This is a genomic window from Streptomyces sp. RK9, assembly GCF_045070545.1.
Lineage (GTDB): Bacteria > Actinomycetota > Actinomycetes > Streptomycetales > Streptomycetaceae > Streptomyces > Streptomyces alboflavus.
In genome coordinates, this window is record NZ_CP173704.1 from 1,084,193 (window position 1) to 1,109,371 (window position 25,179).

The window sequence follows — 25,179 nt, forward strand, 5'->3', positions numbered from 1 at the left end:
CGACCGCGTGACGGCTCATCAGCCGGCGGAGCAGCCGGCAGACGCGTGCACGGAGGGCCTGGAAGCTGCCTTCTCGGTCGTGGCCATAGCCGCATCGGCCGGTGGCGTGCACGGTGTGGCCGTGCTGCTCGAGGCCCTCGGCCCCGAGCTCTCGGTGCCCGTCCTCCTCGTCCAGCACCTGGACCCCCGCCACCGCACGGTCATCGCCGAGGTGCTCGGCCGGCGCACCGGCCTTGCCGTGAAGCTCGCGGAACAGGACGAGTCGGCGCGGCCCGGCACCGTGTACATCGCCCCGCCCGACCGGCACCTCCTGGTGGACGCGGCGGGTGTGCTCACGCTGTCAAGGAGCGCCCTCGTACACTTCGTGCGTCCCTCGGCCGACCTGCTCTTCGAGTCGGTGGCGGGCGCGTACGGGCACCGGGCGATCGCGTGCGTCCTGACGGGGACGGGCCGGGACGGGGCGATGGGCGTCACCGCGGTGAAGTCGCGCGGCGGTACCGTCATCGTGCAGGATCCGAGATCGGCCGAGTTCAGTGGCATGCCCGCGGCTGCCGTGGGTACGGGCGCAGTGGACTTCGTGCTACCCCTGGAGGAGATCGCCGCGATCATCCGCGGGCTCGTCGAGGACAAGAGGCAGTGATGGGTGACCTGCACGACGCAGAGACGGACGAGGAACTGGAGGAACTCCTCGGCTTCCTGCGGGACGCCCGCGGCTTCGACTTCACCGGATACAAGCGCTCCTCCCTGGGACGCCGGATCCGCAAGCGGATGTCCGACATCGATGTGACGTCGTACGCGGACTACCGCGACCGCCTGGAGACCAGCGCGGACGAGTTCAGCGCGCTGTTCAACACCATCCTCATCAACGTCACCTCCCTCTTCCGCGACCCGGACGCGTGGACGTTCCTGCAGCGCGAGGTCCTCCCCGAGGTCCTCGGCGACAAGGAGCCGCAGGACGAGATCCGGGTGTGGAGCGCGGGCTGCTCCAGCGGTGAGGAGGCCTACTCCCTGGCGATCATGTTCGCCGAGGCGCTCGGTGTCGAGGAGTGCCTCAACCGCGTCAAGATCTACGGCACGGACGTCGACGAGGAGGCGCTGCGGGACGCCCGCGCCGCCCTCTACAGCGCCAAGTCGCTGGAGGCGCTGCCCGTGGAGCTGCGGGAGAAGTACTTCGAGCTGAACGGCGCGCAGTACAGCTTCCGGCCTGATCTGCGGCGCCGGGTCATCTTCGGGCGGCACGACGTGACCCGGGACGCCCCCATCTCCCGCCTCGACCTGCTGGTCTGCCGCAACACGCTGATGTACTTCAACGTCGAGGCGCAGACCCAGATCGTGGACCGCTTCCACTTCGCGCTGCGCGAGAACGGCTATCTCTTCCTCGGCAAGGCCGAGATGCTCCTCAACGACGCCGACCGCTTCGAGGTGGTCAGCATGCGCCAGCGCGTCTTCCGGCGCAGGCCGGGCGACGCCGGGCCGCCCTACCAGCCCGCACCGCCGAAGATCAGGGCCATCGCGGGCGCCGAACAGCGCACGGTGGCGCGCAACCGGCAGACGCGCGACCTCCTCCTCGACGCCATCCCGATCCCGGCCGTCGCGGTCGACGCCGACGGCACGGTCGCCCTGATCAACAGCAGCGCCCGGGTGCAGTTCGCCCTCACCACCAACGACCTCGGCCGTCCCTTCCAGGACCTGGAGATCTCCTACCGCCCCGTCGAGCTGCGCTCCCTGATCGAGCAGGCGACGCACGAGCGCAGAACCCTGCGGGTCAACCGCGTCGAGCGGCGCGTGGGCGAGGACGTCCAGTACTTCGACATCCTCATCCAGCCCCTCACCGGCCCCACCGGCCTGGCCGCGGCCACCATCATCACGTTCACCGACGTCACGGTCACCACCCAGCTCAAGTCCGAGATAAAGCGCGTACGCGAAGAGCTGGAGACGGCGTACGAGGAACTCCAGTCGACCAACGAGGAACTGGAGACGACGAACGAGGAACTCCAGTCGAGCATCGAGGAGCTGGAGACCACCAACGAGGAACTCCAGTCGACCAACGAGGAGTTGGAGACCACCAATGAAGAGCTCCAGTCCGGCAACGAGGAACTGGAGACGATGAACGAGGAGATGCGCATCCGCAGCGAGGAGCTGGACGAGGCCCGCGCCTTCCTCGAAGGCGTGATGAGCAGCGTCGCCGCGGGCGTGGTCGTCCTCGACGGGGAGAAACGGGTCAAGAGCTGGAACCGCGGCGCCGCCGAGTTGTGGGGCCTGCGCGCCGACGAGGTGGCCGACAAGGTCTTCTTCAAGCTCGACTTCGGTCTGCCCACCGAGGAGTTGAGGTCGGTCATCCAGGTGTGCATCGACACCGGCAAGCGCACCGACACGGCCGCGGTCCGCGCCGTGAGCCGCATCGGCCGTCCCATCGTGTGCAACGTGGTGTGCTCGTCGTTCGACGGTCATCACGGGGGCGTGGTGCTGCTCATGGAGGAGGCTCCGGACGTCTCCACCGGCTGACGTGGGCGTTCTCGGACGGGATCGGTAGTCGCGCTTCTGTCTTCGCACGTACCGCTGCTCCAGGTGTCTCCTGGCCCGATGGCGCAGCCCCGGCCATCGGGTGGAGAAGCCCGAAACCGCCTCCTCCGGGCCAATTTCCGGGCGTACGCTGCTGGATATGACCACGGGCGATGGCTCCGCCGAACACGCGGCGGCAGCATGGCGCCGTGCGGCACGCGCGCGGGAGCGCGCACGGAGCGCCGAAGAAGCCGCCGAGCGGTACGAACAGAAGGCGGTGGAGTCCGGCAGCGACGTGCACGTGCAGATCGCCACGATGCTGCACTCGACGGCGGACTGCCACCGCTCGTCGGCACGGCTGCAGGAGGCCTTCGCGCACAACCTCACGGGCTGGCGGCGGGGACAAGGGGGCAGGCCGCAGTTCATGACCGGCGTCGCCGAGGCGTGCGGCACCAGCAGCGCGGCCCTCACGCTGGTCGCCGCCGACCACAGCCAGCTCGCCGTCGCCGCGTCCAGCGAGCCGGCGCGTGCCGCCCAGGACCTGGAGTTCATGCTCGGTGAGGGCCCCACCAGGGACGCCACGGCCCACTGCCGGCTCGTCGTCGCCTCGCGCGACGCGATCGAGCAGCGCTGGCCCTGTTACGGCCCCGCCCTCACCGCGCTCGGCATCCGCGAGGTCGCCGCCGCGCCCCTCGACACCACCGGTCGCTGCTTCGGCGCGCTCGCGGTGTTCGACCCGCGTCCCGGGCTCGTCGGCACCCAGGCGTTCGCGGACATCGTCGGGGCGCTGACCCGCACGGTGCTCCTCGACCCGGACGCCGACCCCGAGCTGTACGGCGGGACCGACCATCGGGAGGTCGTGCAGCAGGCGGCGGGAGTGCTGTCCGTGCACATCAGCCGACGCGTCGACGACGCGCTGGCGCTCATCAAGGCCCGCGCCTTCACACTCGGGGTGCCGTTGGAGACGTACGCGCGGGGAATCGTGGCTGGTGAACTCAAGCTCACCCCGGAAGGGCCGTCATGACGACGCCACGGCAACATCTGGCTGACATCTTCGTGGAACTGGCCGGAGGCAACTCCGCCATGCCGATCGAACCCGCTGCCCTGCTCACCGCGCTCGCGGCGCACAGCAGGGAGCTCGCGGGAGCACGCGCCTGCGGTGTCCTGTTCGCCTCCGCGGGCACCGGGTCCGGCGAGGTCTACGCGTCCGAGGACGGGGCCAGAGAGCTGGTCCTCGACGCGCACCACCGGGGCCAGGGGCCCGGCCCGCACTGCCGGGCGACCGGGATCCCGCTGCCGAGGACCGACCTGAAGGGCTCGGCCGCCCGGCACCGCTGGCCGCACTATGTGACCCGCGCCCTCGCTCTCGGCTACACGGAGGTCGCGGCGCGGCCCCTGCGCGGACGTGACCAGGTCATCGGTGCGCTGGTCCTCTTCGGCAGCGAGGAGGCGCCGATCACCGACGAGGCGCTGGCGCTCGGCCAGTCCCTCGCGGACATCGTGACCATCGCCCTGCTGAGGGAGCTCGAACTCGACCGCAGCCGCACCTTGACCGGTCAGTTGGAGCACGCCCTGACCAGCCGCGTCGGCATCGAGCAGGCCAAGGGCGTGCTCGCGGCCCAGCGGTCGCTCTCCCTGGACGAGGCCTTCGCGATGCTCCGCGGGCACGCGCGTGCGCGGCAGCGGAAGCTGACAGAGGTGGCACGGGATGTGGTGGAGGGGCGGCTCGTCCTGTGAGCCGCCCCTCCACCACTGACCGTTCCTGGGCTCCGTGGGGGCATGCACGCACCCGGCGGGCCCCCGGGGCTCAGCCCCGCTCGTCGCGCCCCTCGGCCTCCGCCTGCTTCGCCTGGACCTCGGGGTCCAGGGAGGCCTGGGCGCTGCCGTCGACCGAGGTCAGCGGGGCCCGGTCGGGGACCTCCGTGGCCGCGGGGGGCTCGACCAGCCAGTCCGGGTTGGCCTGCTTGTCCCACCACTTCCACACGGCGACGGCGCCGGCCGCGAGCACGCCGAGGACGGCGAGCCGTTTGGCCAGACGCCCGGCGCGGGCACGGCGTTCGTTCCGGCGGGCCAGGTGCTCGATCTGCTCGGGCGAGACCTGCCCGCGCAGCGCGGCGAGCGCCGCGGCACCGCGGGACGCGGCCTCCTCGCGGACCGGTCCGGCCGCCGCCACGGCGTGCTCGACGCGGGGCTTCGAGAAGTCGGCGGCCTGACGCGCGGCCCTGCGGGTGCGGACGGCGGCCTCGTGCGCCGCGTGGTCGACCCTCGGCGGCACATGGCTGCGGGCCTGCTCCACGCGCGGTGCGACATGCGCGTCGAACTGGACGCGGGCCTGATCGGCGGCCGTGTGGGCGGCGTGCGACACCTTCGGCGCAAGCCGTGCCCGGGCCTCCTGCGCCAGGTGCGCGGCTTTGTCCTTGGCCTCGGCCGCCTTGTCCGCGTACGGGGCCACCGCGTCCGCGGCGTGCCGCACGCTCTCCTTCGCCGAGTCGGCCGCGGCGCGCACGCTCTCTTTGCGGGTCACGGGATCCTCCTCCTTGGTGGCGTATAGGTATGTCACCTTTCCACCCTTTCCGGGATCATGCCTGCCGGACGGAACCGGGGCATGCGAGGGCGGGCATCCGGGTCATCGGCCGCTCCCGGTGAACTCGACCAATTCGGTACGAGCGGAGCTTGTCGTCGACAATGCCACGGATCCCCGCGGCGCGCGCCCAGTCGGTGGCTACTCGTCGCAAACCGGTCCGTGCGAGGATCGGAGGGTCACAGAGGACAACGGAAGGCAGATCGTGGCCGAGCAGCTTTACGCCACCCTGAAGACCAATCAGGGCGACATCGAGATCCGGCTCCTGCCGAATCACGCGCCCAAGACGGTCAAGAACTTTGTTGAGCTCGCCCAGGGCGAGCGCGAGTGGGTGCACCCCGCGACCGGCAAGAAGTCCTCGGACCGCCTGTACGACGGCACCGTCTTCCACCGGGTGATCAGCGGCTTCATGATCCAGGGCGGCGACCCGCTGGGCAACGGCACCGGCGGCCCGGGCTACGAGTTCGAGGACGAGTTCCACCCGGACCTGGCCTTCGACAAGCCCTACCTGCTCGCGATGGCCAACGCGGGCCCGGGCACCAACGGCTCGCAGTTCTTCGTCACGGTGTCGCCGACGGCCTGGCTGACGCGCAAGCACACCATCTTCGGCGAGGTCTCCACCGACGCCGGCAAGAAGGTCGTGGACGCCATCGCCGGCACCCAGACCAACCCGCGCACCGACCGCCCGGTCAACGACGTCGTGATCGAGTCCGTCGTCATCGAGACGCGCGAGGGCTGAGCGCCGACGCGAGCTCTCCGGGGACGGCGCCCGCGCGGCCCCTTCCCCGAGGGAACCAAACCGCCCCGCCCATCCGTACAGGAAGGGCGGGGCGGCGCGTTCGCCACGCCACCTTCGTACGGAGAATGAGGGGACCGCAATGGACCAGGCGCCAGGGAGCCCGCAGGAGCCGCGGGACGCGCAGGGCCCGCCGACGTGCTACCGGCATCCGGACCGGGAGACCGGCATCACCTGCACGCGCTGCGAGCGGCCGATCTGCCCCGAGTGCATGATCAGCGCCTCGGTCGGCTTCCAGTGCCCGGAGTGCGTCCGGGGCGGCTCGGGCACCGGGCACTCGCCCGCGGCCAGCCAGCCGCGCACGCTCGCGGGGGGCACCATCGCCCAGGACCCCCGGCTGCTCACGAAGATCATCCTGGCGATCAACCTGCTGGTGTTCGTCGCGGTCCGGGTGCGCGGCGACAGCCTGCTCAGCGATCTGGTGCTCATCGGCCAGTGGCCGCCGCACCCCTTCGTGCCGACCGAGGGCGTCGCGGACGGACAGGCGTATCGCCTGGTCACGTCGATGTTCACGCACCAGGAGATCTGGCACATCGCGTTCAACATGCTGGGCTTGTGGTGGCTCGGCGGTCCCCTGGAGGCGGCGCTCGGCCGGGCCCGCTATCTGACGCTGTACCTGCTGTCCGGCCTCGGCGGCAGCGCCCTCACGTATCTCCTGGAGGACGCGGACAAGGCCTCGCTCGGCGCCTCCGGCGCGATCTTCGGCCTGCTCGGCGCGACGGCGGTCCTGATGCGGCGCCTGAACTACGACATGCGCCCGGTCATCGCGCTCCTCGCGCTGAACCTGCTCTTCACCTTCACCTGGAGCGGCATCGCCTGGCAGGCCCACGTCGGCGGTCTGATCGCGGGCGTGGCCATCGCGTACGGCATGGTGCACGCCCCGCGCGAGCGGCGGGCCCTGGTGCAGTGGGGGACGTGCGCGGTGGTGTTCGCGGTGATCGTGGTGACCGTGGTGCTGAGGACGGCCCAGCTCACCTGATGTGCGGTGGTCGGCCGGCGGGTGTCACTCGGCGCTCGTCGGCCGATCTGTGTGCGACGTGCGCGGACCGGCGCCCGCACCCGTGTTGTCCACAGTCTGTGCCCGATCTTGTGCACGAAGTGGGGAACGGGTGTTCCTTGTGTCGCCGATCCGGGTTTTCCCAGGCGGGACAAGGGGTGTGCGGGCCGGTGCAAGGCAGTGGGCCAGTCACACCGGCGTCAACCTTCTGAGAGTTATCCACAGATCTTCAGACCTTTCCCCAGGTCTGTGGATGGTGGCGCTCGCGCTGTGGATAACTCAGGCCAGGGCTTGCGGACGGGCTCCGTTTCCGCTCTCGCGGCACACGTGTGCCCGCCCGCCGTGCCCTCAGCCGCGTGGAACCGTTACTTCCACTGCGTGGAGACGCCGAACCCGGCCGCGATGAAGCCGAAGCCGACGACGATGTTCCAGTTGCCCAGCGGGTCGATCGGCAGATTTCCGTCCGTGACGTAGAAGACGACGATCCAGGCCAGGCCGATCAGGAACATGGCCAGCATCACCGGAGCCACCCAGCTGCGGCTGGTCAGCTTGATGTTCGTCGCCTTCTTCGACGACGGCGGCGTGTAGTCGTCGTCCTTCTTGCGGATACGTGACTTCGGCACGAGGGTCTCTCCTGTCGATGCGCTGCGTGGCCGCGCAGGGAACGGGGTGTGACGCGGGGTGGGTTCTTCGGCGCTACGGTGCGCGAAGTCCTCCCCCGGGCGTCCGTTAGCGTAGTGCTTCCGCGGCGGTGAAGGAGATAAGGGTACGTTGAGCAATTCTGCCGACTTCCCGGGAGGCACCGGTCGAGGCCGCCGCTGGCGCCCGGTGCGGCTCCTCACGATCGCCGTCTTCGCCCTCGCCGGCCTCATCTTCGTCACCAGCTTCAACACGGCCAAGGGCACCAACATCCGTACGGACGCCTCCCTGTTGAAGCTCTCCGACCTCATCCAGGAGCGCAGCCGCGACAACAAGGACCTGGAGGAGTCCAACGGTTCCCTGCGCGGCGACGTCGACTCCCTGGCCCAGCGCGACAGCCCCGGCGGCAAGGCCGACGACGCCCGTCTGAAGGCCCTGGAGAAGAACGCGGGCACCCGCAAGCTCAACGGCGACGCCGTCACGGTCACCCTCACCGACGCCCCGCCCGACGCCACCGCCAAGCTCCCCGGCTACCCCGAGCCGCAGCCCAACGACCTGGTCATCCACCAGCAGGACCTGCAGGCCGTGGTGAACGCCCTGTGGCAGGGCGGCGCCGAGGGCATCAAGGTCATGGACCAGCGTCTGATCTCCACCAGCGCCGTCCGCTGCGTCGGCAACACCCTGATCCTCCAGGGCCGCGTCTACTCACCGCCGTACAAGGTCACCGCCGTCGGTGACCCGGACAAGCTCAGGAAGTCCCTCGCGGCCTCCCCGGAGATCCAGAACTACATGCTCTACGTCAACGCCTACGGCCTCGGCTGGAAAGTCGACGACGACGGAGCGGTGACTCTTCCCGGCTACTCGGGCACAGTGGATCTCCACTACGCGAAGCCTGTGGAGCAGTAGCCCCTGGGGGACCCCGTGCCGGTGCGAGTGATCGTCAGGACGTTCAGCGAACTGTGCATCACCGTCGGGACCGTGATCGTGCTGTTCGTCGTGTACGTCCTGTTCTGGACCGGGGTGAAGGCCGACCGCGCGATGGACAGCCAGATCGACCAGCTGCAGGACCAGTGGGCGCGGCGGCCGGTGGCCGCCCAGGGCTCGGGCGGGGGCGCGGACGCCGCGCCGCCGGAGCCCGCCGCGTACCGGGACGGCAAACCCTTCGCCGTGATGTACATCCCGCGCTTCGGTTTCACGTGGAACAAGCCCGTGCTCCAGGGCACCGCCACCGGCACCCTCAAGAAGGGCCTCGGCCACTACGCGCGCACGGCCCGGCTCGGCCAGAAGGGCAACTTCGCCGTCGCCGGGCACCGCCGCACCTACGGCGACCCCTTCAAGGACTTCCCCGAGCTGCGCCCCGGCGACGCCGTCGTCCTGACCGACGGGACCACCTGGTTCACGTACCGCATCGACAGGAAGCCGTACCGCACCCTGCCCGCCGACATCGGTGTCATCGACCCCGTCCCGCGCAAGTCCGGCTACCGCGAGCCCGGCCGCTACCTCACCCTCACCACCTGTGAACCCGAGTGGGGCCACAGCCACCGTCTGATCGCCTGGGCCCACCTCGACGCCACCCAGCCCGTGGAGGCCGGGAAACCCGAGGCACTGCGCCGTTAGTCTGGTGCCGAACGGCGACGGCTTGTGGCGCCGGACGACGGAAGGGACGGCATGTACGGCTGGATCTGGCGGCATCTGCCCGGGAACGCTTGGGTGAAGGCGCTGCTCTCGCTGCTGCTCGTCCTCGCGGTCGTCTATGTGCTGTTCCAGTACGTCTTCCCCTGGGCGGAGCCGCTGCTGCCCTTCAACGATGTGACGGTGGACGGCCAGTGAGCTCCAGCAAGAACGCCCGCATTCTCGTCGTCGACAACTACGACAGCTTCGTCTTCAACCTCGTGCAGTACCTCTACCAGCTCGGGGCCGAGTGCGAGGTGCTCCGCAACGACGAGGTCGAGCTGCGGCACGCCCAGGACGGCTTCGACGGCGTCCTGCTCTCGCCGGGACCCGGCACGCCCGAGCAGGCGGGCGTCTGCGTGGAGATGGTGCGCCACTGCGCCGCGACCGGCGTGCCCGTCTTCGGCGTCTGCCTCGGCATGCAGTCCATGGCGGTGGCGTACGGCGGTGTGGTGGACCGGGCGCCGGAGCTTCTGCACGGCAAGACCTCGCCGGTCACGCACGAGGGCAAGGGCGTCTTCGCCGGTCTGCCGTCCCCCTTCATCGCCACCCGCTATCACTCGCTCGCCGCCGAGCCCGCCACCGTCCCGGCCGAGCTGGAAGTGACCGCGCGCACGGCCGACGGCATCATCATGGGCCTGCGCCACCGCGAACTGCCCGTCGAGGGCGTCCAGTTCCACCCCGAGTCCGTCCTCACCGAGCACGGCCACCTCATGCTCGCCAACTGGCTCGTGGAGTGCGGCGACACCGGGGCCGTGGCCCGTTCGAGCGGGCTTGCCCCGGTGGTGGGCAGGGCCACGGCGTGACCGCGCCCGGTGGCCCCGACGCCGCCGCGCCGGGGGAGCATCCGTCGCCGTGGTTCCGGAGCGGCGCGGGGGCGGCTGAGGGGCAGGTGGGGCCCGAGACGCCCGCAGGGGAGGCGCGGGGGGACGCGGAGGTGGCTCCCGAGCCGTACCCGGCGGCGTACGACCCTCCCCGGGACGACGAGACCATCGGGCTGCGGACGGCGGACACGCGCCGAATAGTCGGTGAGGCGGGGGTGGTGCTGCCCAGGGGCGAGCTGCCGCCCACGGGTGAGCTGCCGCCCACGGGTGGGCGTGCGGCCCGCCGCAAGGCCGCCAAGCACAAGGGGCGTCGGGGCGCGAAGCGCGGGACGGATGCGGGGGCGCCCGCGGATGTCACCGCCACGCCCCCCGCCGAAGCGGAGCGCCCCCTCACCCGGGTCGAGGCCCGCCGCGCCGCCCGTGCCGCGAAGCCGGGCCCGGCCACCGTGGCCAGCCGCGCCATCGGTGAACTCTTCATCACCATCGGCGTCCTGATGCTCCTCTTCGTCACGTACCAGCTGTGGTGGACGAACATAAGGGCCCAGCAGCAGGCCGACGCGGCCGCCCGCAAACTCCAGGAGGAGTGGGCGAAGGGCAAGGGCAAGCCGGGCGCCTTCGAGCCCGGCCAGGGCTTCGCGCTCCTGCACATCCCGAAGCTGGACGTCGTCACGCCGGTCGCCGAGGGCATCGACAAGCACAAGGTCCTCGACCGGGGCATGGTCGGCCACTACAACAAGGGCGGCACCAAGACCCCGATGCCGGACGCGAACCCCGGCAACTTCGCGCTCGCCGGTCACCGCAATACGCACGGCGAGCCGTTCCGGTACATCAACCGGCTCAAACCGGGCGATCCGATCGTCGTCGAGACGCAGGACAAGTACTACGTCTACAAGATGGCGAGCATCCTGCCGCAGACGAGCCCCGGCAACACGGCGGTCCTCGATCCGGTGCCGCCCGGCTCCGGCTTCACGAAACCGGGCCGCTACATCACACTGACCACCTGTACCCCCGAGTTCACGAGTAAGTACCGAATGATCGTGTGGGGCAAGATGGTCGAAGACCGGCCACGCGACCAGGGGAAGCCACCCGCGTTGGTCGACTAGCAGCTGAGACGGACGGGGCAGACGCAGTGGCAGCCACCACCGAAGAGGACGAGCAGGAGCGGGGCGAGGGCGCCGAGCGGGCCGAGGAGCCCGCGCCGAAGCCCGAGCCGAAGCCCGCGCCGCGGCAGCGCGGCCGTGGCCGGATCGCGACGGCGGTCAGCGTCTTCGGCGAACTCCTCATCACCGCGGGCGTGATCCTAGGCCTGTTCGTCGCGTACTCGCTGTGGTGGACCAACGTCATAGCGGACCGCGAGGCCAAGAAGCAGGGGAACCGCGTCCGCGACCACTGGGAGGCCAAGGGCCCCGGCCCCATCGACACCAAGGACGGCATCGGCTTCCTGCACGTGCCCTCGATGAGCGGCGGCGAGATCCTCGTCACCAAGGGCACCAACCCCAAGACCCTCAACCACGGCGTCGCCGGCTACTACACGGACCCCATCAAGTCCGCCCTGCCGCAGGACGACAAGGGCAACTTCACCCTGGCCGCCCACCGCGACGGCCACGGCGCGAAGTTCCACAAGATCGACAAGATCGACGAGGGCGACCCGATCGTCTTCGAGTCCCGCGACAAGTGGTACGTCTACAAGGTCTACAAGACCCTCCCCGAGACCTCGAAGTACAACGTCCGCGTCCTCGACCCCATCCCCAAGGAGTCCGGCGCGAAGAAGGCCGACCGCTACATCACGCTCACCACCTGCACCCCCGTCTTCACCTCGAACTACCGCTACGTGGTGTGGGGGAAGCTGGAGCGGATCGAGAAGGTGGACAACAGGCGGACGCCGCCGCGTGAGCTGAGCTAGCCGCTGCGCTTGCTTCAGGGACGCGAGGCCGGTGCGCGGAGCCCGGAGCGCGGACGAGGGCCCCGGCACCTTCTGGTGCCGGGGCCCTCGTCCTTGTCCGCTGTACCGCCGGAGGTGTCAGTCCTGCCGGAGGCGTCAGTCCCGACCGTGGCGGCCGAAGCCGGTGGCGCCCTCGATGAAGCCGCCGCCGTTGCCGCCGCCGTTGTCGTTGCCGCCCTGGTCGCCGCCGGAGCCGCCGGTGGTCACCAGGTTGATCGCCGTGCCGGACGGGACCTTCTGGCCGCCGCTCGGCGTGGAGAGGACCACACGGGCGTCGTCGTCCTGCGGGCCCGTGATGGTGCCCACGGTGAGGTCGGCGTCCTCGATGGCGTCACGGGCGTCCCCGAGGCTCTGGCCGCCGAGGGTCGGGACGGTGGCCTCCTCCGGCTCCTCCTCGGCCTTCTTCTTGGCGACCTGGACGGTCACCGTGGAGCCGGGGTCGACCTCGGTGTTGGCCGCGGGCGAGGTCTGGATGACCTTGCCCTCCTCGACGCTGTCGCTCTCGACGTCTGAGCGGCTCGCGACGAGACCACTGTCTTCGATCTGCTTCTTCGCGGCTTCCCAGGTCTGACCGGAGACATCGGGAACGACGGACTTCGCTTGCTCCTTGGCGACCGTCAGGGTGATGCTGGTGCCCTTCTGGGCCTCCGTGTCGCCAGGTGGGTTCTGACTGATCACGACGCCCGGGTTCTGCTCGGACTCCTGGGTCTTCTTCGTGACCTCGAAGCCCTTGTCCCTGAGTCGGCTCTCGGCCTTCTCGTAGGTAAGACCCTCGACGTCCGGAACGGTGATCTTCGGCGCACCGGTCGACACGACCACATTGATCGTGTCGCCCTTCTCCACCTTGGCGTCCGCGCCCGGGTCCTGCGAGCAGATCTCCCCCTTGGGGTACTTCTCGCAGGGCTTGCGCTCGGACACCGCGATCTCCAGGTCGACGTTCTTCGCCGACTCCCGCGCCTCCTTCAGGGTCTCGCCCACGAAGTTCGGCGCCGTCTTGTCGTCGCTGGTCCCGCCGCCCCCACTGAACGCCCACTTCCCGATGAGGATCGCCCCCACCAGGACGAGCACGCCCGCGGCGATCAGGAGGATCGTCGAGGTGTTGCTCTTCTTCTGGCCGCGGCCGCGCCGTCCGCCCTCGTCGTAGCCGCCGTCGTCCGGGTTGACCGGCGGCATCATCGAGGTCTGGCCGTGGCCGGCGCCGCCGTGCTGCGGGCGGAGCATGGCCGTGGCCTGGTCGTCGGGGTGGCCGCCGTAGCCGACCGCGCCCATGGCGGCCGTGGCGGCGACGGGCTGGCCGTCGAGGCAGGCCTCGATGTCGGCGCGCATCTCGTCGGCCGACTGGTAGCGGTAGTCCGGGTCCTTGGTGAGCGCCTTCAGGACGATCGCGTCCATCTCGGGCGTGATCTCGCCGTCGAAGACGCTGGGGGCCTGGGGCTCCTCGCGGACGTGCTGGTAGGCGACGGCGACCGGCGAGTCGCCCACGAAGGGCGGCCGGACGGTCAGCAGCTCGTAGAGGAGGCAGCCCGTGGAGTAGAGGTCCGAGCGCGCGTCGACCTGCTCGCCCTTGGCCTGCTCCGGGGAGAGGTACTGTGCGGTGCCGATGACGGCGGCCGTCTGCGTCATCGTCATGCCGGACTCGCCCATCGCGCGGGCGATGCCGAAGTCCATGACCTTGACCTGGCCGTTGCGCGTCAGCATGACGTTCGCGGGCTTGATGTCGCGGTGGACGATCTGGTTGCGGTGCGAGTACTCCAGGGCCTGGAGGATGCCGATGGTCATTTCCATGGCGCGCTCGGGCAGCAGCTTGCGCCCGGAGTGCAGCAGCTCGCGCAGCGTGGAGCCGTCGACGTACTCCATCACGATGTACGGGATGGAGACCCCGTCGACGTAGTCCTCGCCGGTGTCGTAGACCGCGACGATCGCCGGATGGTTGAGCGAGGCGGCCGACTGGGCCTCACGGCGGAACCGGGCCTGGAACGACGGGTCGCGGGCGAGGTCGACTCGCAGCGTCTTCACCGCCACGGTGCGACCGAGGCGGGTGTCGTGCGCGAGGTAGACCTCCGCCATCCCGCCGCGGCCGAGCACCTGGCCCAGCTCATACCGGCCGCCGAGGCGACGCGGCTCTTCCATAGCTATTCCCAGCCCTCTCCGTCGGTCCCGACCGCACCGTGTTGCGCGGTCCGGCGGTGTGCTGTCCGGGCATACCGTACCCGGCACCCGAAGCCGATCAGTGCCCCTGCCGTCACCTGATACACGAATGGTATAAGAGTGAGGTTCCGATGTTCGTGGAAGCCTAGCTCAGGAAGCTTTTATCGACCTAACGATAATTGAGGTATAGAATCAATAAATGGAACGATTGTAAGTGTCGAAATTTTAAGATATTTGCAGCTCCTTTCGCGAGTTGACGATCTCCCTCTTCTTTATTTGATTCAGCTCATCAAGCTCTTTCTCGTGGTCTGCTATTAGCCCATTTTGTATATCGGATTCGACATCAAACCAAGTTTTGGCAACTTTTGCTTCGCGGTTACAGTCGGAATCGATTGTTGCAACCTTCCTTTCTTGCTCGGAAGCGCTCCTCCCATTCATCAGATCTTCGCCTGCCGTGAGTGGGTTTTCGTATGGATGCCCATTTCTTTCCATGCATGAGGACCACTTTTCAATCGCGCGGCGAACGCGAGGGTCTGACGAGGATTTCTTAAAGCTTCTTTGTGATATATTCATTGCAAGTCGACCGTCCCCATAAACGCGCTGCCTGTTCGAGAGGTTCCTCTCTGCCTCCCCCATGCAGCCCCCTTCAGGGATAGGTTTTCCATTTATGTGCGATACTTTCGCCACCCCCTTCTCTTTTCCTTGCTCGACACCGAATAGTGCCCTAAGCTGTTTATGGGTTAGGGGTTCTTCTTCAGTGGTCGAGCTTGCTTTGCCTGCTGCAGGAACGCGGTACCCATGAATCTTTGCTTCGTCGCGGTTGGTTATCCCGTATCGCCGCTCCGTCATTTGTAGCTTAAATGGTTCTCTGTGCGCGGGGGGTGGGAACCGGGCTTCGAGGCGTTCCATGCAGCTGCGTGCAGCGGAGTACTTTGCTTTTTCAAGTATTAGTTCTTCGTCGTTTGAGAGGAGGTACTTCTCTATGGGCAAAGAGCGACTACCTTCTGGTTTACGGTAGTCTTCGTTCTGCTTGCCGCTGCTCGAAATTGTGTTGGAGCAGCCGATGAGAAGAGTTGTGATGAAGCTTGTGGGCAAGGCCAATTTTATAACGCGCCTTGTGGTGGGGTTCATGCTCGCATTTTCCCTTGCGTCGAGTGCCAAAAGTCGCGCGGACTAGCCCCCGTATGGGTAGTCCGCGCGACTCATTGGCGCCATGCGCTATTCTCGAATATTACCTGCGCACTTCAAGTGACGCATTGTTATTCTTGGTGTTTACCAGGTCTCGCCAGTGGCCAGCGGTCACTGAGTCATAGGCGCCGCGGTAACCGGAGTTAAAATACACGCGAACGGTTTTGCGTGTATGGTTAACAATAGATGCGGCGTTGTTCTTGACCTTTTTGCCTTTACCGGCGGACTCGTGATCCCTGATGAAAACATATCCATCAAGGTTGGGTTCGCTTGATGTTGTCCACCATATTGCGCCATGCAAGCCGGAATTATAGTAAAGACATGCGGCCGATGACTGGCAGTCCGAACCGGGTGCGGCGATAGCGGAAGGCGCGGACAGCGCCAATCCGGAAAATGCAAGCGCAGCGGTTGTGCCACATATGGCTAGTCTATTCTTCATAGAAATTTCCCCTCCCGAAATTTTACGGTACCGTAGCAAAATTTAATCATTCTTCGCAAGGGAGGGGAATTGGCTCATTTGCTACTGTCCAAAACCGCCTTCATCACGTCCCTCGCGATCGGAGCCGCGAGCCCGCCACCGGAGATGTCGCCACGGGCGGCGTCACTGTCCTCCACGACCACGGCCACGGCGACCGGGGAACCCGAGTCGGTCTTGGCGTAGCTGATGAACCAGGCGTACGGGTTCTTGCTGTTGTTGAGGCCGTGCTGAGCGGTACCGGTCTTGCCGCCCACTGTGACGCCCGGGATCTTGGCCCTGGTTCCCGTGCCCTCGTTCACCACGGTCTGCATCATGTCCTGGAGCTTCTGCGCGTTCTCCTTGGACAGCGGCTCGCTCATCTCCTTGGGCGAGTGCTTCTCGATCACGTCGAGGTTCGGCGCCTGGAGCTCCTTGACCATGTACGGCTCCATCAGGGTGCCGTCGTTGGCGATCGCGGAGGTGACCATCGCCATCTGCAGCGGCGTCGCCGCGGTCTCGAACTGGCCGATGGAGGAGAGCGCGGTCTGCGGCTTGTCCATCTCCTCGGGGAAGACGGAGGCGTTGGAACGGACCGGGACGAACTGCTCCTCGTTGAAGCCGAACTTCTCGGCCGTCTCCAGCATCTTGTCCTTGCCGAGGTCCGAGCCGATCTTGCCGAAGACCGTGTTGCAGGACACCCGCAGCGCCTCGCGCAGCGTGGCGTTCTTGCAGGGGATGTTGCCCTCGTTCTTCAGCTCGGTCGTGGTGTTCGGCATCGTCCAGGGCAGCGGGGACTTCGTCTTCTCGTCTATCTCCGTGTACAGGCCGTGCTCCATCGCCGCCGCGGCCGTGACCACCTTGAAGGTGGAGCCGGGCGGGTAGGTCTCGCGCAGCGCGCGGTTCAGCATCGGCTTGTCGGAGTCCTTGTCGAGCTTCCCGAAGGTCTCCGCCTCGGCACTGGTGTTGCCGGCGAACCTCGACGGGTCGTACGAGGGCGTCGAGGCCAGCGCGAGGATCGCACCCGTGGAGGGGTCGATGGCGGCGACAGCGCCCTTGCCCTTGTTCTTCAGACCGTTGTACGCGGCCTTCTGCGCGGCGGCGTTCAGCGTCGTGACGACGTTGCCGCCCTCCTTCTTCTTGCCGGTCAGCATGTCGAGGCTGCGGCGGAAGAAGAGCCGGTCGTCGTTGCCGGTGAGGATGCGGTCCTCGATGGACTCGATCTGGGTGGCGCCGATGCGCTGCGAGGCGAAACCGGTCACGGGCGACCACATGGGCCCGTTCTTGTACGTCCGCTTGTACTTGAAGTCGTCGCCGTCGACCTTCTGCGAGCCGGTGATGGCCTTGCCGTCGACGATGATGTCGCCGCGCGGCTGGGCGTACCGCTCGATGGGCACGCGGCGGTTCATGTCGTGCTCGGCGAGGTGGTCGGCCTTGACGTACTGCAGCCAGTTGTCGCGGACGAGCAGCGCGAGGACGAGCAGGCCGCAGAAGATCGCGATGCGGCGCAGAGGCTTGTTCACGGCCGTACCACCTGGGTCATCTCGGCGTCGGGGTTCGGGGCGGGCGACGGGGCCGGGCGGCGCGCGGTGTCGCTGATGCGCAGCAGGATGCCCACGAGCGCCCAGTTCGCGATCACCGAGGAACCGCCGTACGCGATGAACGGCATCGTCATACCCGTCAGCGGGATCAGGCCCATGACGCCGCCCGCGACGACGAAGACCTGGATGGCGAAGGCGCCGGACAGGCCGACCGCGAGCAGCTTGCCGAACGGGTCGCGGGCCGCGAGCGCCGTGCGCACACCGCGCTCCACGATCAGGCCGTAGATCAGCAGGACGGCCATGATCCCGGCGAGGCCCAGCTCCTCGCCGTACGTGGCGAGGATGAAGTCGGAGTTGGCGGCGAAGCCGATGAGGTCGGAGTGGCCCTGGCCGAGGCCGGTGCCGAGGGTGCCGCCGGAGCCGAAGGCCATCATCGACTGGGCGATCTGGTCGGTCCCGGTCGACGCGATGACTTCCTTGTTGAACGGGTCGAGCCAGGCGTCCACACGCACCTTGACGTGCGGCTCGAAGGAGGCCACGGTGACGGCGCCGATGGCCGACATCAGCAGACCGAACACGATCCAGCTGGTGCGCTCCGTGGCCACGTACAGCATCACGATGAACATGCCGAAGAACAGCAGCGACGTACCGAGGTCGGTCTCGAAGACCAGGATCAGGATGGACATCGCCCACACGGCCAGGATCGGACCGAGGTCACGCCCACGCGGCAGGTACAGGCCCATGAAGCGGCGGCTGGCGAGGGCGAGCGCGTCGCGCTTGACCATCAGGTATCCGGCGAAGAACACCGCGATGACGATCTTGGCGAACTCGCCGGGCTGAATCGAGAACCCGCCGACGCGGATCCAGATCTTCGCGCCGAAGACGTTCATGCCGAGGCCGGGCACCAGCGGCAGCAGGAGCAGCAGGATCGAGGCGACCATGGAGATGTACGTGTACCGCTGCAGGACGCGGTGGTCCTTGAGCAGCAGCAGTACGCCGACGAACAGGGCGATGCCGACCGCGGAGTAGAGCAGCTGATTGGGCGCGGCCTCGGAGAACGTGGGCCGCGCCTGGAGCTTCTCCGACTGGTCGAGCCGCCAGATGACCACCAGGCCGAGGCCGTTGAGCAGCGTGGCCAGGGGCAGCAGCAGCGGGTCCGCGTACGGCGCGAACTTGCGCACGACGAGGTGCGCGACGCCCGCGAGCAGGCCGAGGCCGAGGCCGTACCCGAGCATGCCGGGGGGCAGCTCGCCGGAGATGGCGAGGCCCACGTTCATGTAGGCGAACAGCGGGATGACGACGGCGAACACCAGGAGCGCGAGCTCCGTGTTGCGCCGGCTCGGCGCACCGATGGCGCCGATCGTCGACGTTTGTGTAGTGCTACTGCTCATGGCGTGCAAGGGCCCCCAACGGCTGCTTACTGCTTACCGCACTGCGGGACCAGATCCTTCTCCTGCTGGGAGAGGCTGGGGCCGGGTGTGGGAGTCGGTGCGGTGGTGGACTTGGACTTGTCGTCCTTGGCGCCGGGGTCGTCCGCCGCGCGGAAGCTCGCGTTGCGGAAGTCCGGCTTGGAGGTGTCGGCCGGGTCGGGCTGGCCGTCCTGGCCGCCCGCCTCGCCCTCACCGGGCTTGTTGTTGTCGTTCTTCTCGCGCTCGCGCTCTTCCTTCTCGCGGTTCTCCCGCTCGATCGCGCGCCGCTCGGCGTCCTTCTTGCACGCCGACGCCTGCAGGCCCAGCTCGCCGATCTTCTTCTCGGCGTCGTCGAGGTTGCCCTCCCCGATCGTCGCCTCGACCTGCTTGCGCTGGTACGGCGGCAGGTACTTGAGTTCGATCTCGGGGTGGTCCTTCTCGACCTTCGACAGGCTCACCCAGGCGAGGTCCTGGTCGATGCCGCGGTAGAGCGCGACGTGCTCGTCCTTGGTGCCCACGTAGTACTGCGTCTGGGTCCAGCGATAGCCGCCGTACAGGCCGCCGCCGACGACGGCGAGGGCCAGCGCGATGTACAGCGATCTCTTCAGCCACTTGCGGCCGCCGCCGGGCTTCACCAGGTCCTCGTCGCCGTACGCCCCGAAGGAGCCGCCCTCGGGGGCGTATCCCGGAGTGCCGTCGCCGCTTCCGGGCGGACCGAAGCCGCCTCCGGAGGGGCTGGGCGGCGTCTGGCGGCCGAGGCCCGACGCGCGGCCCGCGGGCGTCTGCATGGCGCCGTCGTCGTTCGCCTGGAGCTGGTTCTCGGCGACCGCGCCGACCACCACGGGGGTGTCGGACAGCTGGCCCGCGAGGGTGTCGCCGGTGTCGATGTCCAGGACGTCGGCGACGATCACCGTGATGTTGTCGGGGCCGCCGCCGCGCAGCGCGAGCTGGATCAGCTCCTGCACGGTCTCCTGGGGGCCCTGGTAGCTGGCGAGGGTGTCCTCCATCGTCTGGTGGGACACGACGCCGGAGAGGCCGTCGGAGCAGATCAAGTACCGGTCGCCGGCGCGGACTTCACGGATCGACAGGTCCGGCTCCACGTGGTCGCCGCTGCCGAGCGCGCGCATCAGGAGCGAGCGCTGCGGATGCGTCGTCGCCTCCTCCTCGGTGATGCGGCCCTCGTCGACGAGCCGCTGCACCCAGGTGTGGTCCTGCGTGATCTGCGTGAGCACGCCGTCGCGCAGCAGGTACGCGCGCGAGTCGCCGACGTGCACGAGGCCGAGCCGCTGGCCGGTCCACAGCAGGGCGGTCAGGGTGGTGCCCATGCCCTCGAGCTGCGGGTCCTCCTCGACCATGAGGCGCAGCTGGTCGTTGGCCCGCTGCACGGCCGTGCCGAGCGACGTGAGGATGTCGGAGCCGGGGACGTCGTCGTCGAGCGTGACGAGCGTCGAGATCACCTCGGAGCTGGCGACCTCGCCCGCGGCCTGGCCCCCCATGCCGTCGGCGATGGCGAGGAGACGCGGACCCGCGTAGCCGGAGTCCTCGTTCCCCTCCCGGATCATGCCTTTGTGCGATCCGGCGGCGAAGCGCAGTGACAGACTCATGCGCACCTCGCCCGTCGGCTCCGGGTACATCCGCACGGTGCCCACCCTCCGGTCGGGAGCGCGCTGGCGTCCAAGTCCTGGACCGCGTCGGCTCGCTCGCTCCGCTCGCTCATTGTCGTACTACTTCCGCAGCTCGATGACGGTCTTGCCGATGCGGATCGGCGCGCCCAGCGGAACGGGCGTCGGGGTGGTCAGGCGGGTCCGGTCCAGATACGTGCCGTTCGTGGACCCGAGATCCTCGACGATCCACTGGCCGTCACGGTCCGGGTAGATCCTGGCATGCCTGCTGGAGGCGTAGTCGTCGTCCAGCACGATGGTCGAATCGTGTGCCCGGCCCAGCGAGATCGTCTGCCCCTGGAGCGCGACGGTGGTGCCCGTCAGGGTGCCCTCCGAGACGACCAGCTTGGTGGGCGCGCCACGACGCTGGCGGCCACCGCTCTGCTGGCGCTGTGGCGGCGGTGCGGCCTGCTGGCGGGCCGCCTGGCGGCCGCCCTCACGGCGCGAACCGCGCTGAGTGACACGCGTTCCGAACAGGTCGCTGCGAATGACCTGGACGGCCACGATCACGAACAGCCACAGAACGGCCAGGAAACCCAGCCGCATGACCGTCAGGGTCAGCTCTGACATTGCCCCCGCTTCACCCTTCGGCTTGCCGGTAAATGATGGTGGTGCTGCCCACGACGATCCGCGAGCCGTCGCGGAGCGTAGCGCGGGTGGTGTGCTGCCCGTCTACCACGATGCCGTTGGTAGACCCGAGATCCTGGATCGTCGAGGGCGTTCCGGTCCGGATCTCACAGTGCCGGCGCGAGACGCCGGGGTCGTCGATCCGCACATCGGCGTCGGTGCTGCGGCCCAGCACCAGCGTCGGGCGGGAGATCTGATGGCGGTTGCCGTTGATCTCAATCCAGCGCCGCACTTGCGCGCCCGGGGAGCCGGAGCCCGGCCCCTGCGGCCGCGCCGCCGCCGGAGCGGCTCCGCGGCCCGCGCCCGCGCCGGGAGGCGGCGCGGCGGGCATGGGAGGGGCGCCCGAGGGGCCCTGCGGGTAGCCGTAGCCGCCGCGGGGGCCCTGGCCCGCGCTCGTGGGGCCGCCGCCGGGGGCGCCGGGCCCGCCGGGGCCCGCGGGGGCACCGGGAGCGGGGTCGGGAGTCTGCGAGGTGCTGGACGCGAGCGTGCGGCTGCGCACCCGGTAGAGGCCCGTGTCCAGGTCCTCCGCCTTCTCCAGGTGGACCTTGATGGGGCCCATGAAGCTGTACCGCTGCTGCTTCGCGTACTCACGCACCATGCCGGAGAGCTCGTCGCCGAGCTGTCCGGAGTACGGGCTCAGGCGCTCGAAGTCGGGCGCGCTGAGCTCCACGATGAAGTCATTCGGAACGACGGTCCGCTCGCGGTTCCAGATCGTCGCGTTGTTGTCGCACTCGCGCTGCAGGGCGCCGGCGATCTCGACGGGCTGGACCTCGGACTTGAACACCTTGGCGAAGGTGCCGTTGACCAGACCTTCGAGTCGCTGCTCGAACTTCTTCAGGACTCCCATGGGGCACCTCCTCCGTCGTTGTCATCCTCGTACTGCTTACTGATCGTATCCACGCGCCGGGAAATCAGGTGGTTCCCCCTGTCCGCCCGGACCACGAGTGTCGCCTCTCACAAGGCATGCCCGCACTGGTCTTCCGCGATCCTCAGGGTTCCTTCAGGGGTGTCCCGGGGCTCGGCCCGGGTTCGCTCCGCCGATCCTCGGGGATCGGTCAGGGCTCCCGCGGGAACCGTCCTGAGTCCCGCGTCGGAGGCGTGGCCGACGGCTCGGTCCGGGCTCGCTCCGCGCCTGGTGCCGCGCTCCGCTCGGGGCTGATGCGCTCCTCCTGGGCTCCTTGTGGGCTCCTTCCGGGGTCCCGGGCCGCGCCTGGCTCGGGCCTCCTCCTACTTCCTCTTACCAGGGATCGTAGAGGGGGTCCCGAGACAGTGTCCCGCACGCGGCTGTGGACCTAGGAGGAGGACTTGACGTCCGCCTTGGTTGCGTCGGGCGGGTGGTTCGTCCGGTTCCGCCCCGGCGGAGACCCGTGCGGAGCCCCGCGCGGGGCCGGGCCTCCGGCGGGCCGCGATCGGGCCGGGGCGGCTGGTGAGGACGGGGTACGACACGTCCGCGCAGGCTGTCGCCACGTCCCCGGGTACCGCGCGGGTGCCCCCGAATACGGATGTGAATCCACCCTCTCCAGCGTGCTAATCTTCTGGATGTCGGCAGGCGCTCGCACCAACAAGTGAGAGACCCAAAGACAACACCCATGCGCGGGTGGCGGAATAGGCAGACGCGCTGGATTCAGGTTCCAGTGCCCGAAAGGGCGTGGGGGTTCAACTCCCCCCTCGCGCACAGAGAAGAACCGATGAACGGGTCTTCACCAAGGACGAGAGTCCTGGTGAGGGCCCGTTTCTCGTGTTGGTTCTGCGGTCTGCGGTCTGCGGTCTGCGGTCTGCGGTCTGCGTCTGTGGTCTGCGGCGCCTGGCCCGTGGCCCGGCTGCCCGGGTGTTTCCGGGGTGCTGGGTGTCCTCGGCTCCCGGGTGTTCTGGGCCCCGGATGCCTCGGCCCTTCCGGCCGCTCCGGGTGACCCGGGACTCGCGGTGAGCTATCTCACGATCGGGGTCCGCGCGAAATTCCCGGCTCCCACCGGTCACATTCCCGCGGCGCGGTGCGTCATGGCGGTGACGGGCCGCACCGGCCCGGCCGGAGCGGGATCGCGCCGGCGCACTCGCTTGATGAGGAGCCCATCTGATGTCCACCGCCCACGTCGTCGTCACCCTCGTCGCCGCCGCCATGACCGGCTTCTCCGCCGCCTCCGTCTTCCTGCGGGCCAAGTGGGTCGTCGAGCCCATGGCCGACTACGGCATTCCGATGGCCTGGCTGCCGTGGCTCGGCGCGGCCAAGGCGGCGGGCGCGCTCGGGCTCGTTGCCGGGCTGTTCCTGCCGGTGGTGGGGGCCGCGGCCGGGATCGGGCTCGTCCTGTACTTCGCCGGGGCCGTCGTCGCCGTGGTCCGGGCGCGCTGGTACGCCCACATTCCCTTCCCGCTGGTGTACGCGGCTCCGGTCGTCGGTGCGCTGGCGCTGGGGCTTGCCGCCTGAACAGGCATTTCGTGGGCTCGGTGGGAGCGTGGCGGGTGCGGCGGGGGAGTTATCCACAGGCTGTGACGGGGATTCGCCCGCGGCGGTACCGTCGGTGTCAGTCGAGTCGAGTCCGCGAGGCCCGGTGATCGGGTCCGGAGGGTCGGCGAAGGCCGTGTGTCGGCAACAAGGTCGTGTGTCGGCAACAAGGTCGTGTGTCAGCAACAGGGGGGCGATGAGTGTGGGCGGCGACGGAGTGGCGTTCTCGGGAGTCGGTGGCTCGGGAGGCGGCGAGCGGTCGGGTGGTCGGCGGCTGCCGCGGGTGGAGGGGTTCGCGCACTGGCCCGCGGCCGGGGCGGGCGGGTCCGCCGGCTCTGCGTCCGGGGCCGCTGGTTCCGGCGGGTTCCCGCAGCCCAAGCAGGAGGGCAAGGCGCTGCGCGGGCGCACCCCGCGCTCCGCGCACGCGGAGTTCGTGACGGACGACCACCGCCCCGACCCCGTCTCCGCGATGGAGGAGACCAACAGAGGACGGCTCGCGGAGCTGACGCCGCTCAGAGTGGCCAGGATGGCCGCGTCCCCCTTCGCCTTCCTGCGCGGCTCCGCCGGACTCATGGCGTACGACCTCGCCCGCACCCCGCTCACCGGCATCGGCGCCCAGATCTGCGGCGACGCCCACGCGGCCAACTTCGGTCTCTACGGAGACGCGCGCGGCGGCCTCATCATCGACCTGAACGACTTCGACGAGACGGTGCACGGGCCGTGGGAGTGGGACGTCAAGCGCCTCGCCACCTCCCTCGTGCTCGCCGGACGCGAGGCGGGCGCCGACGAGGACACGTGCGCCGAGGCGGCCTACGACGCCGTCGGTGCCTACCGCCGCACGATGCGCCTCCTCGCCAAGCTCCCCGTCCTCGACGCCTGGAACGCCATCGCCGACGAGGAACTGGTCTCCCACACCGACGCCCGCGACCTGCTCGGCACCCTCGACCGCGTCTCCGAGAAGGCCCGGCAGAACACGAGCGCCCGCTTCGCCGCCAAGTCCACCGAACCGGTCCCGGACGCCGGGACCCCGGCGGGCCACATCACGCCCCGGCGCTTCGTCGACGCGCCCCCGGTGCTGCGGCGGACACCGGACGACGAAGCGGCGGCGGTCGCCGCGGCCCTCGGCGAGTACCGCACCACCCTGCCGGAGGACCGCCTCCCCCTCCTCGCGAGGTACTCCATCCAGGACGTCGCCTTCCGCGTCGTGGGCACCGGCAGCGTCGGACTGCGCTCCTATGTGGTGCTGCTTCTCGACCATCGGGGGGAGCCGCTGGTCCTCCAGGTCAAGGAGGCCGGGCCCTCCGCGCTGCTGCCGCACCTGCCCGTGGCCGGCTTCAAGGAGCAGGAGAGCGAGCACGAGGGCCGGCGGGTCGTGTTCGGCCAGAAGCGCATGCAGGTCGTCAGCGACTTCCTGCTCGGCTGGACGACGATATCCGGACGGCCTTTCCAGGTACGGCAGTTCAGGAACCGCAAGGGCAGCGTGGACCCGGCCGCCCTCGCCGCCGACCAGCTCGACGACTACGGCCGCATGACCGGCGCCCTGCTCGCCCGCGCCCACGCGCACAGCGCCGACCCCCGGCTCATATCCGGGTACTGCGGCAAGAACGACGAGCTGGACGAGGCCGTGGCCGCCTTCGCGGTGACCTACGCGGACCGCACGGAGGCCGACCACGCCCAACTGGTCACCGCGGTGCGCGAGGGGCGGCTGCGGGCCGCCGACCAGGAAGCCGGGGCCCCGGGAGCCGTGGCCTAGGCTGGA

The 25,179-nt window shown here is 69.0% G+C and carries 24 protein-coding genes and 1 tRNA gene; 15 read left to right on the plus strand and 10 right to left on the minus strand.

Translation table 11 applies throughout. The features are described from left to right. The first annotated feature begins 58 nt into the window (after positions 1 to 58). From AB6L24_RS25000 to AB6L24_RS25015, 4 genes are all read left to right on the plus strand, one after another. Positions 59 to 640 carry a chemotaxis protein CheB gene (locus tag AB6L24_RS25000; protein WP_405663311.1) on the plus strand — a complete coding sequence of 194 codons (582 nt, stop codon included), beginning with the start codon at positions 59 to 61 and terminating at the stop codon, positions 638 to 640. Continuing rightward, positions 640 to 2,505 carry a CheR family methyltransferase gene (locus AB6L24_RS25005; protein WP_405658633.1) on the plus strand — a complete coding sequence of 622 codons (1,866 nt, stop codon included), beginning with the start codon at positions 640 to 642 and terminating at the stop codon, positions 2,503 to 2,505. Before AB6L24_RS25000 ends, AB6L24_RS25005 begins: the two co-directional genes overlap by 1 nt. 157 nt (positions 2,506 to 2,662) lie before the next feature. Further along, complete coding sequence (locus tag AB6L24_RS25010; RefSeq protein WP_405658635.1) at positions 2,663 to 3,526, plus strand: GAF domain-containing protein; 864 nt, start codon at positions 2,663 to 2,665, stop codon at positions 3,524 to 3,526. Beyond that, positions 3,523 to 4,239 carry an ANTAR domain-containing protein gene (locus AB6L24_RS25015; RefSeq protein WP_405658637.1) on the plus strand — a complete coding sequence of 239 codons (717 nt, stop codon included), beginning with the start codon at positions 3,523 to 3,525 and terminating at the stop codon, positions 4,237 to 4,239. The genes AB6L24_RS25010 and AB6L24_RS25015 overlap by 4 nt, the downstream gene beginning before the upstream one ends. 70 nt (positions 4,240 to 4,309) lie before the next feature. On the opposite strand, the gene AB6L24_RS25020 is transcribed toward AB6L24_RS25015, so the two are convergent. Further along, entirely contained in the window at positions 4,310 to 5,026 is a 717-nt protein-coding gene (locus AB6L24_RS25020; protein ID WP_405658640.1) for a DUF5324 family protein, read from the minus strand. Positions 5,027 to 5,288: 262 nt separating this feature from the next. Here AB6L24_RS25020 and AB6L24_RS25025 point away from each other — a divergent pair, with 262 nt between their 5' ends. Beyond that, positions 5,289 to 5,822 (plus strand): peptidylprolyl isomerase, encoded by a 534-nt coding sequence (locus tag AB6L24_RS25025; protein WP_380843009.1) that lies wholly within the window; start codon positions 5,289 to 5,291, stop codon positions 5,820 to 5,822. A 139-nt stretch (positions 5,823 to 5,961) separates the two neighbouring features. Continuing rightward, positions 5,962 to 6,858, plus strand: a complete 897-nt coding sequence (locus AB6L24_RS25030) for a rhomboid family intramembrane serine protease (protein ID WP_380843007.1) — start codon at positions 5,962 to 5,964, stop codon at positions 6,856 to 6,858. A gap of 383 nt (positions 6,859 to 7,241) precedes the next feature. Here the strand turns inward: AB6L24_RS25030 and crgA are convergent, their stop codons facing one another. Next, positions 7,242 to 7,499: a cell division protein CrgA gene (gene crgA / locus AB6L24_RS25035; protein ID WP_380843005.1), complete on the minus strand. Its 258-nt coding sequence runs from the start codon at positions 7,497 to 7,499 to the stop codon at positions 7,242 to 7,244. Positions 7,500 to 7,647: 148 nt separating this feature from the next. Here crgA and AB6L24_RS25040 point away from each other — a divergent pair, with 148 nt between their 5' ends. From AB6L24_RS25040 to AB6L24_RS25065, 6 genes are read left to right on the plus strand one after another with little or no spacing between them, the layout of a single operon-like run. After that, entirely contained in the window at positions 7,648 to 8,421 is a 774-nt protein-coding gene (locus tag AB6L24_RS25040) for a DUF881 domain-containing protein (protein ID WP_405658645.1), read from the plus strand. A 21-nt stretch (positions 8,422 to 8,442) separates the two neighbouring features. Then, positions 8,443 to 9,132 carry a class E sortase gene (locus AB6L24_RS25045; RefSeq protein ID WP_405663313.1) on the plus strand — a complete coding sequence of 230 codons (690 nt, stop codon included), beginning with the start codon at positions 8,443 to 8,445 and terminating at the stop codon, positions 9,130 to 9,132. 51 nt (positions 9,133 to 9,183) lie between these two features. Then, positions 9,184 to 9,345: a hypothetical protein gene (locus AB6L24_RS25050; RefSeq protein WP_030360570.1), complete on the plus strand. Its 162-nt coding sequence runs from the start codon at positions 9,184 to 9,186 to the stop codon at positions 9,343 to 9,345. Further along, entirely contained in the window at positions 9,342 to 9,992 is a 651-nt protein-coding gene (locus AB6L24_RS25055; RefSeq protein WP_405658647.1) for an aminodeoxychorismate/anthranilate synthase component II, read from the plus strand. Before AB6L24_RS25050 ends, AB6L24_RS25055 begins: the two co-directional genes overlap by 4 nt. Further along, positions 9,923 to 11,113: a class E sortase gene (locus AB6L24_RS25060; protein ID WP_405658650.1), complete on the plus strand. Its 1,191-nt coding sequence runs from the start codon at positions 9,923 to 9,925 to the stop codon at positions 11,111 to 11,113. The genes AB6L24_RS25055 and AB6L24_RS25060 overlap by 70 nt, the downstream gene beginning before the upstream one ends. Positions 11,114 to 11,139: 26 nt before the next feature. Next, entirely contained in the window at positions 11,140 to 11,913 is a 774-nt protein-coding gene (locus AB6L24_RS25065) for a class E sortase (protein ID WP_405658652.1), read from the plus strand. A gap of 135 nt (positions 11,914 to 12,048) precedes the next feature. Here the strand turns inward: AB6L24_RS25065 and pknB are convergent, their stop codons facing one another. From pknB to AB6L24_RS25105, 8 genes are all read right to left on the minus strand, one after another. Beyond that, positions 12,049 to 14,082 (minus strand): Stk1 family PASTA domain-containing Ser/Thr kinase, encoded by a 2,034-nt coding sequence (gene pknB, locus AB6L24_RS25070; RefSeq protein ID WP_405658655.1) that lies wholly within the window; start codon positions 14,080 to 14,082, stop codon positions 12,049 to 12,051. A gap of 243 nt (positions 14,083 to 14,325) precedes the next feature. After that, positions 14,326 to 15,231 (minus strand): hypothetical protein, encoded by a 906-nt coding sequence (locus AB6L24_RS25075; RefSeq protein ID WP_405658657.1) that lies wholly within the window; start codon positions 15,229 to 15,231, stop codon positions 14,326 to 14,328. 100 nt (positions 15,232 to 15,331) lie between these two features. Continuing rightward, positions 15,332 to 15,727 (minus strand): peptidase inhibitor family I36 protein, encoded by a 396-nt coding sequence (locus AB6L24_RS25080; protein ID WP_405658659.1) that lies wholly within the window; start codon positions 15,725 to 15,727, stop codon positions 15,332 to 15,334. A gap of 74 nt (positions 15,728 to 15,801) precedes the next feature. Then, the gene (locus AB6L24_RS25085; protein ID WP_405658661.1) at positions 15,802 to 17,265 is read right to left on the minus strand and encodes a peptidoglycan D,D-transpeptidase FtsI family protein; all 1,464 of its coding nucleotides are present in this window, start codon (positions 17,263 to 17,265) and stop codon (positions 15,802 to 15,804) included. Beyond that, positions 17,262 to 18,674, minus strand: coding sequence for an FtsW/RodA/SpoVE family cell cycle protein (locus AB6L24_RS25090; RefSeq protein ID WP_087884992.1), 1,413 nt, complete (start codon positions 18,672 to 18,674; stop codon positions 17,262 to 17,264). Before AB6L24_RS25090 ends, AB6L24_RS25085 begins: the two co-directional genes overlap by 4 nt. Before the next feature lie 26 nt (positions 18,675 to 18,700). Next, positions 18,701 to 20,296 carry a Stp1/IreP family PP2C-type Ser/Thr phosphatase gene (locus tag AB6L24_RS25095; RefSeq protein ID WP_405658664.1) on the minus strand — a complete coding sequence of 532 codons (1,596 nt, stop codon included), beginning with the start codon at positions 20,294 to 20,296 and terminating at the stop codon, positions 18,701 to 18,703. A 120-nt stretch (positions 20,297 to 20,416) separates the two neighbouring features. Continuing rightward, positions 20,417 to 20,923 carry an FHA domain-containing protein gene (locus tag AB6L24_RS25100; protein ID WP_030360578.1) on the minus strand — a complete coding sequence of 169 codons (507 nt, stop codon included), beginning with the start codon at positions 20,921 to 20,923 and terminating at the stop codon, positions 20,417 to 20,419. 10 nt (positions 20,924 to 20,933) lie between these two features. Continuing rightward, positions 20,934 to 21,827 carry a DUF3662 and FHA domain-containing protein gene (locus AB6L24_RS25105; RefSeq protein ID WP_087884994.1) on the minus strand — a complete coding sequence of 298 codons (894 nt, stop codon included), beginning with the start codon at positions 21,825 to 21,827 and terminating at the stop codon, positions 20,934 to 20,936. A 744-nt stretch (positions 21,828 to 22,571) separates the two neighbouring features. Between AB6L24_RS25105 and AB6L24_RS25110 the strand changes: the two genes are divergently transcribed. The 3 genes from AB6L24_RS25110 (at position 22,572) to AB6L24_RS25120 (ending at position 25,173) form a co-directional block, all read left to right on the plus strand. Then, positions 22,572 to 22,655, plus strand: a tRNA-Leu gene (locus AB6L24_RS25110). Positions 22,656 to 23,054: 399 nt separating this feature from the next. Then, the gene (locus AB6L24_RS25115; protein ID WP_405658667.1) at positions 23,055 to 23,402 is read left to right on the plus strand and encodes a DoxX family protein; all 348 of its coding nucleotides are present in this window, start codon (positions 23,055 to 23,057) and stop codon (positions 23,400 to 23,402) included. A gap of 214 nt (positions 23,403 to 23,616) precedes the next feature. Then, a complete protein-coding gene (locus AB6L24_RS25120) occupies positions 23,617 to 25,173 on the plus strand; it encodes a DUF2252 domain-containing protein (protein ID WP_405658669.1) in 1,557 nt (518 codons plus the stop codon). Positions 25,174 to 25,179: the final 6 nt, after the last annotated feature.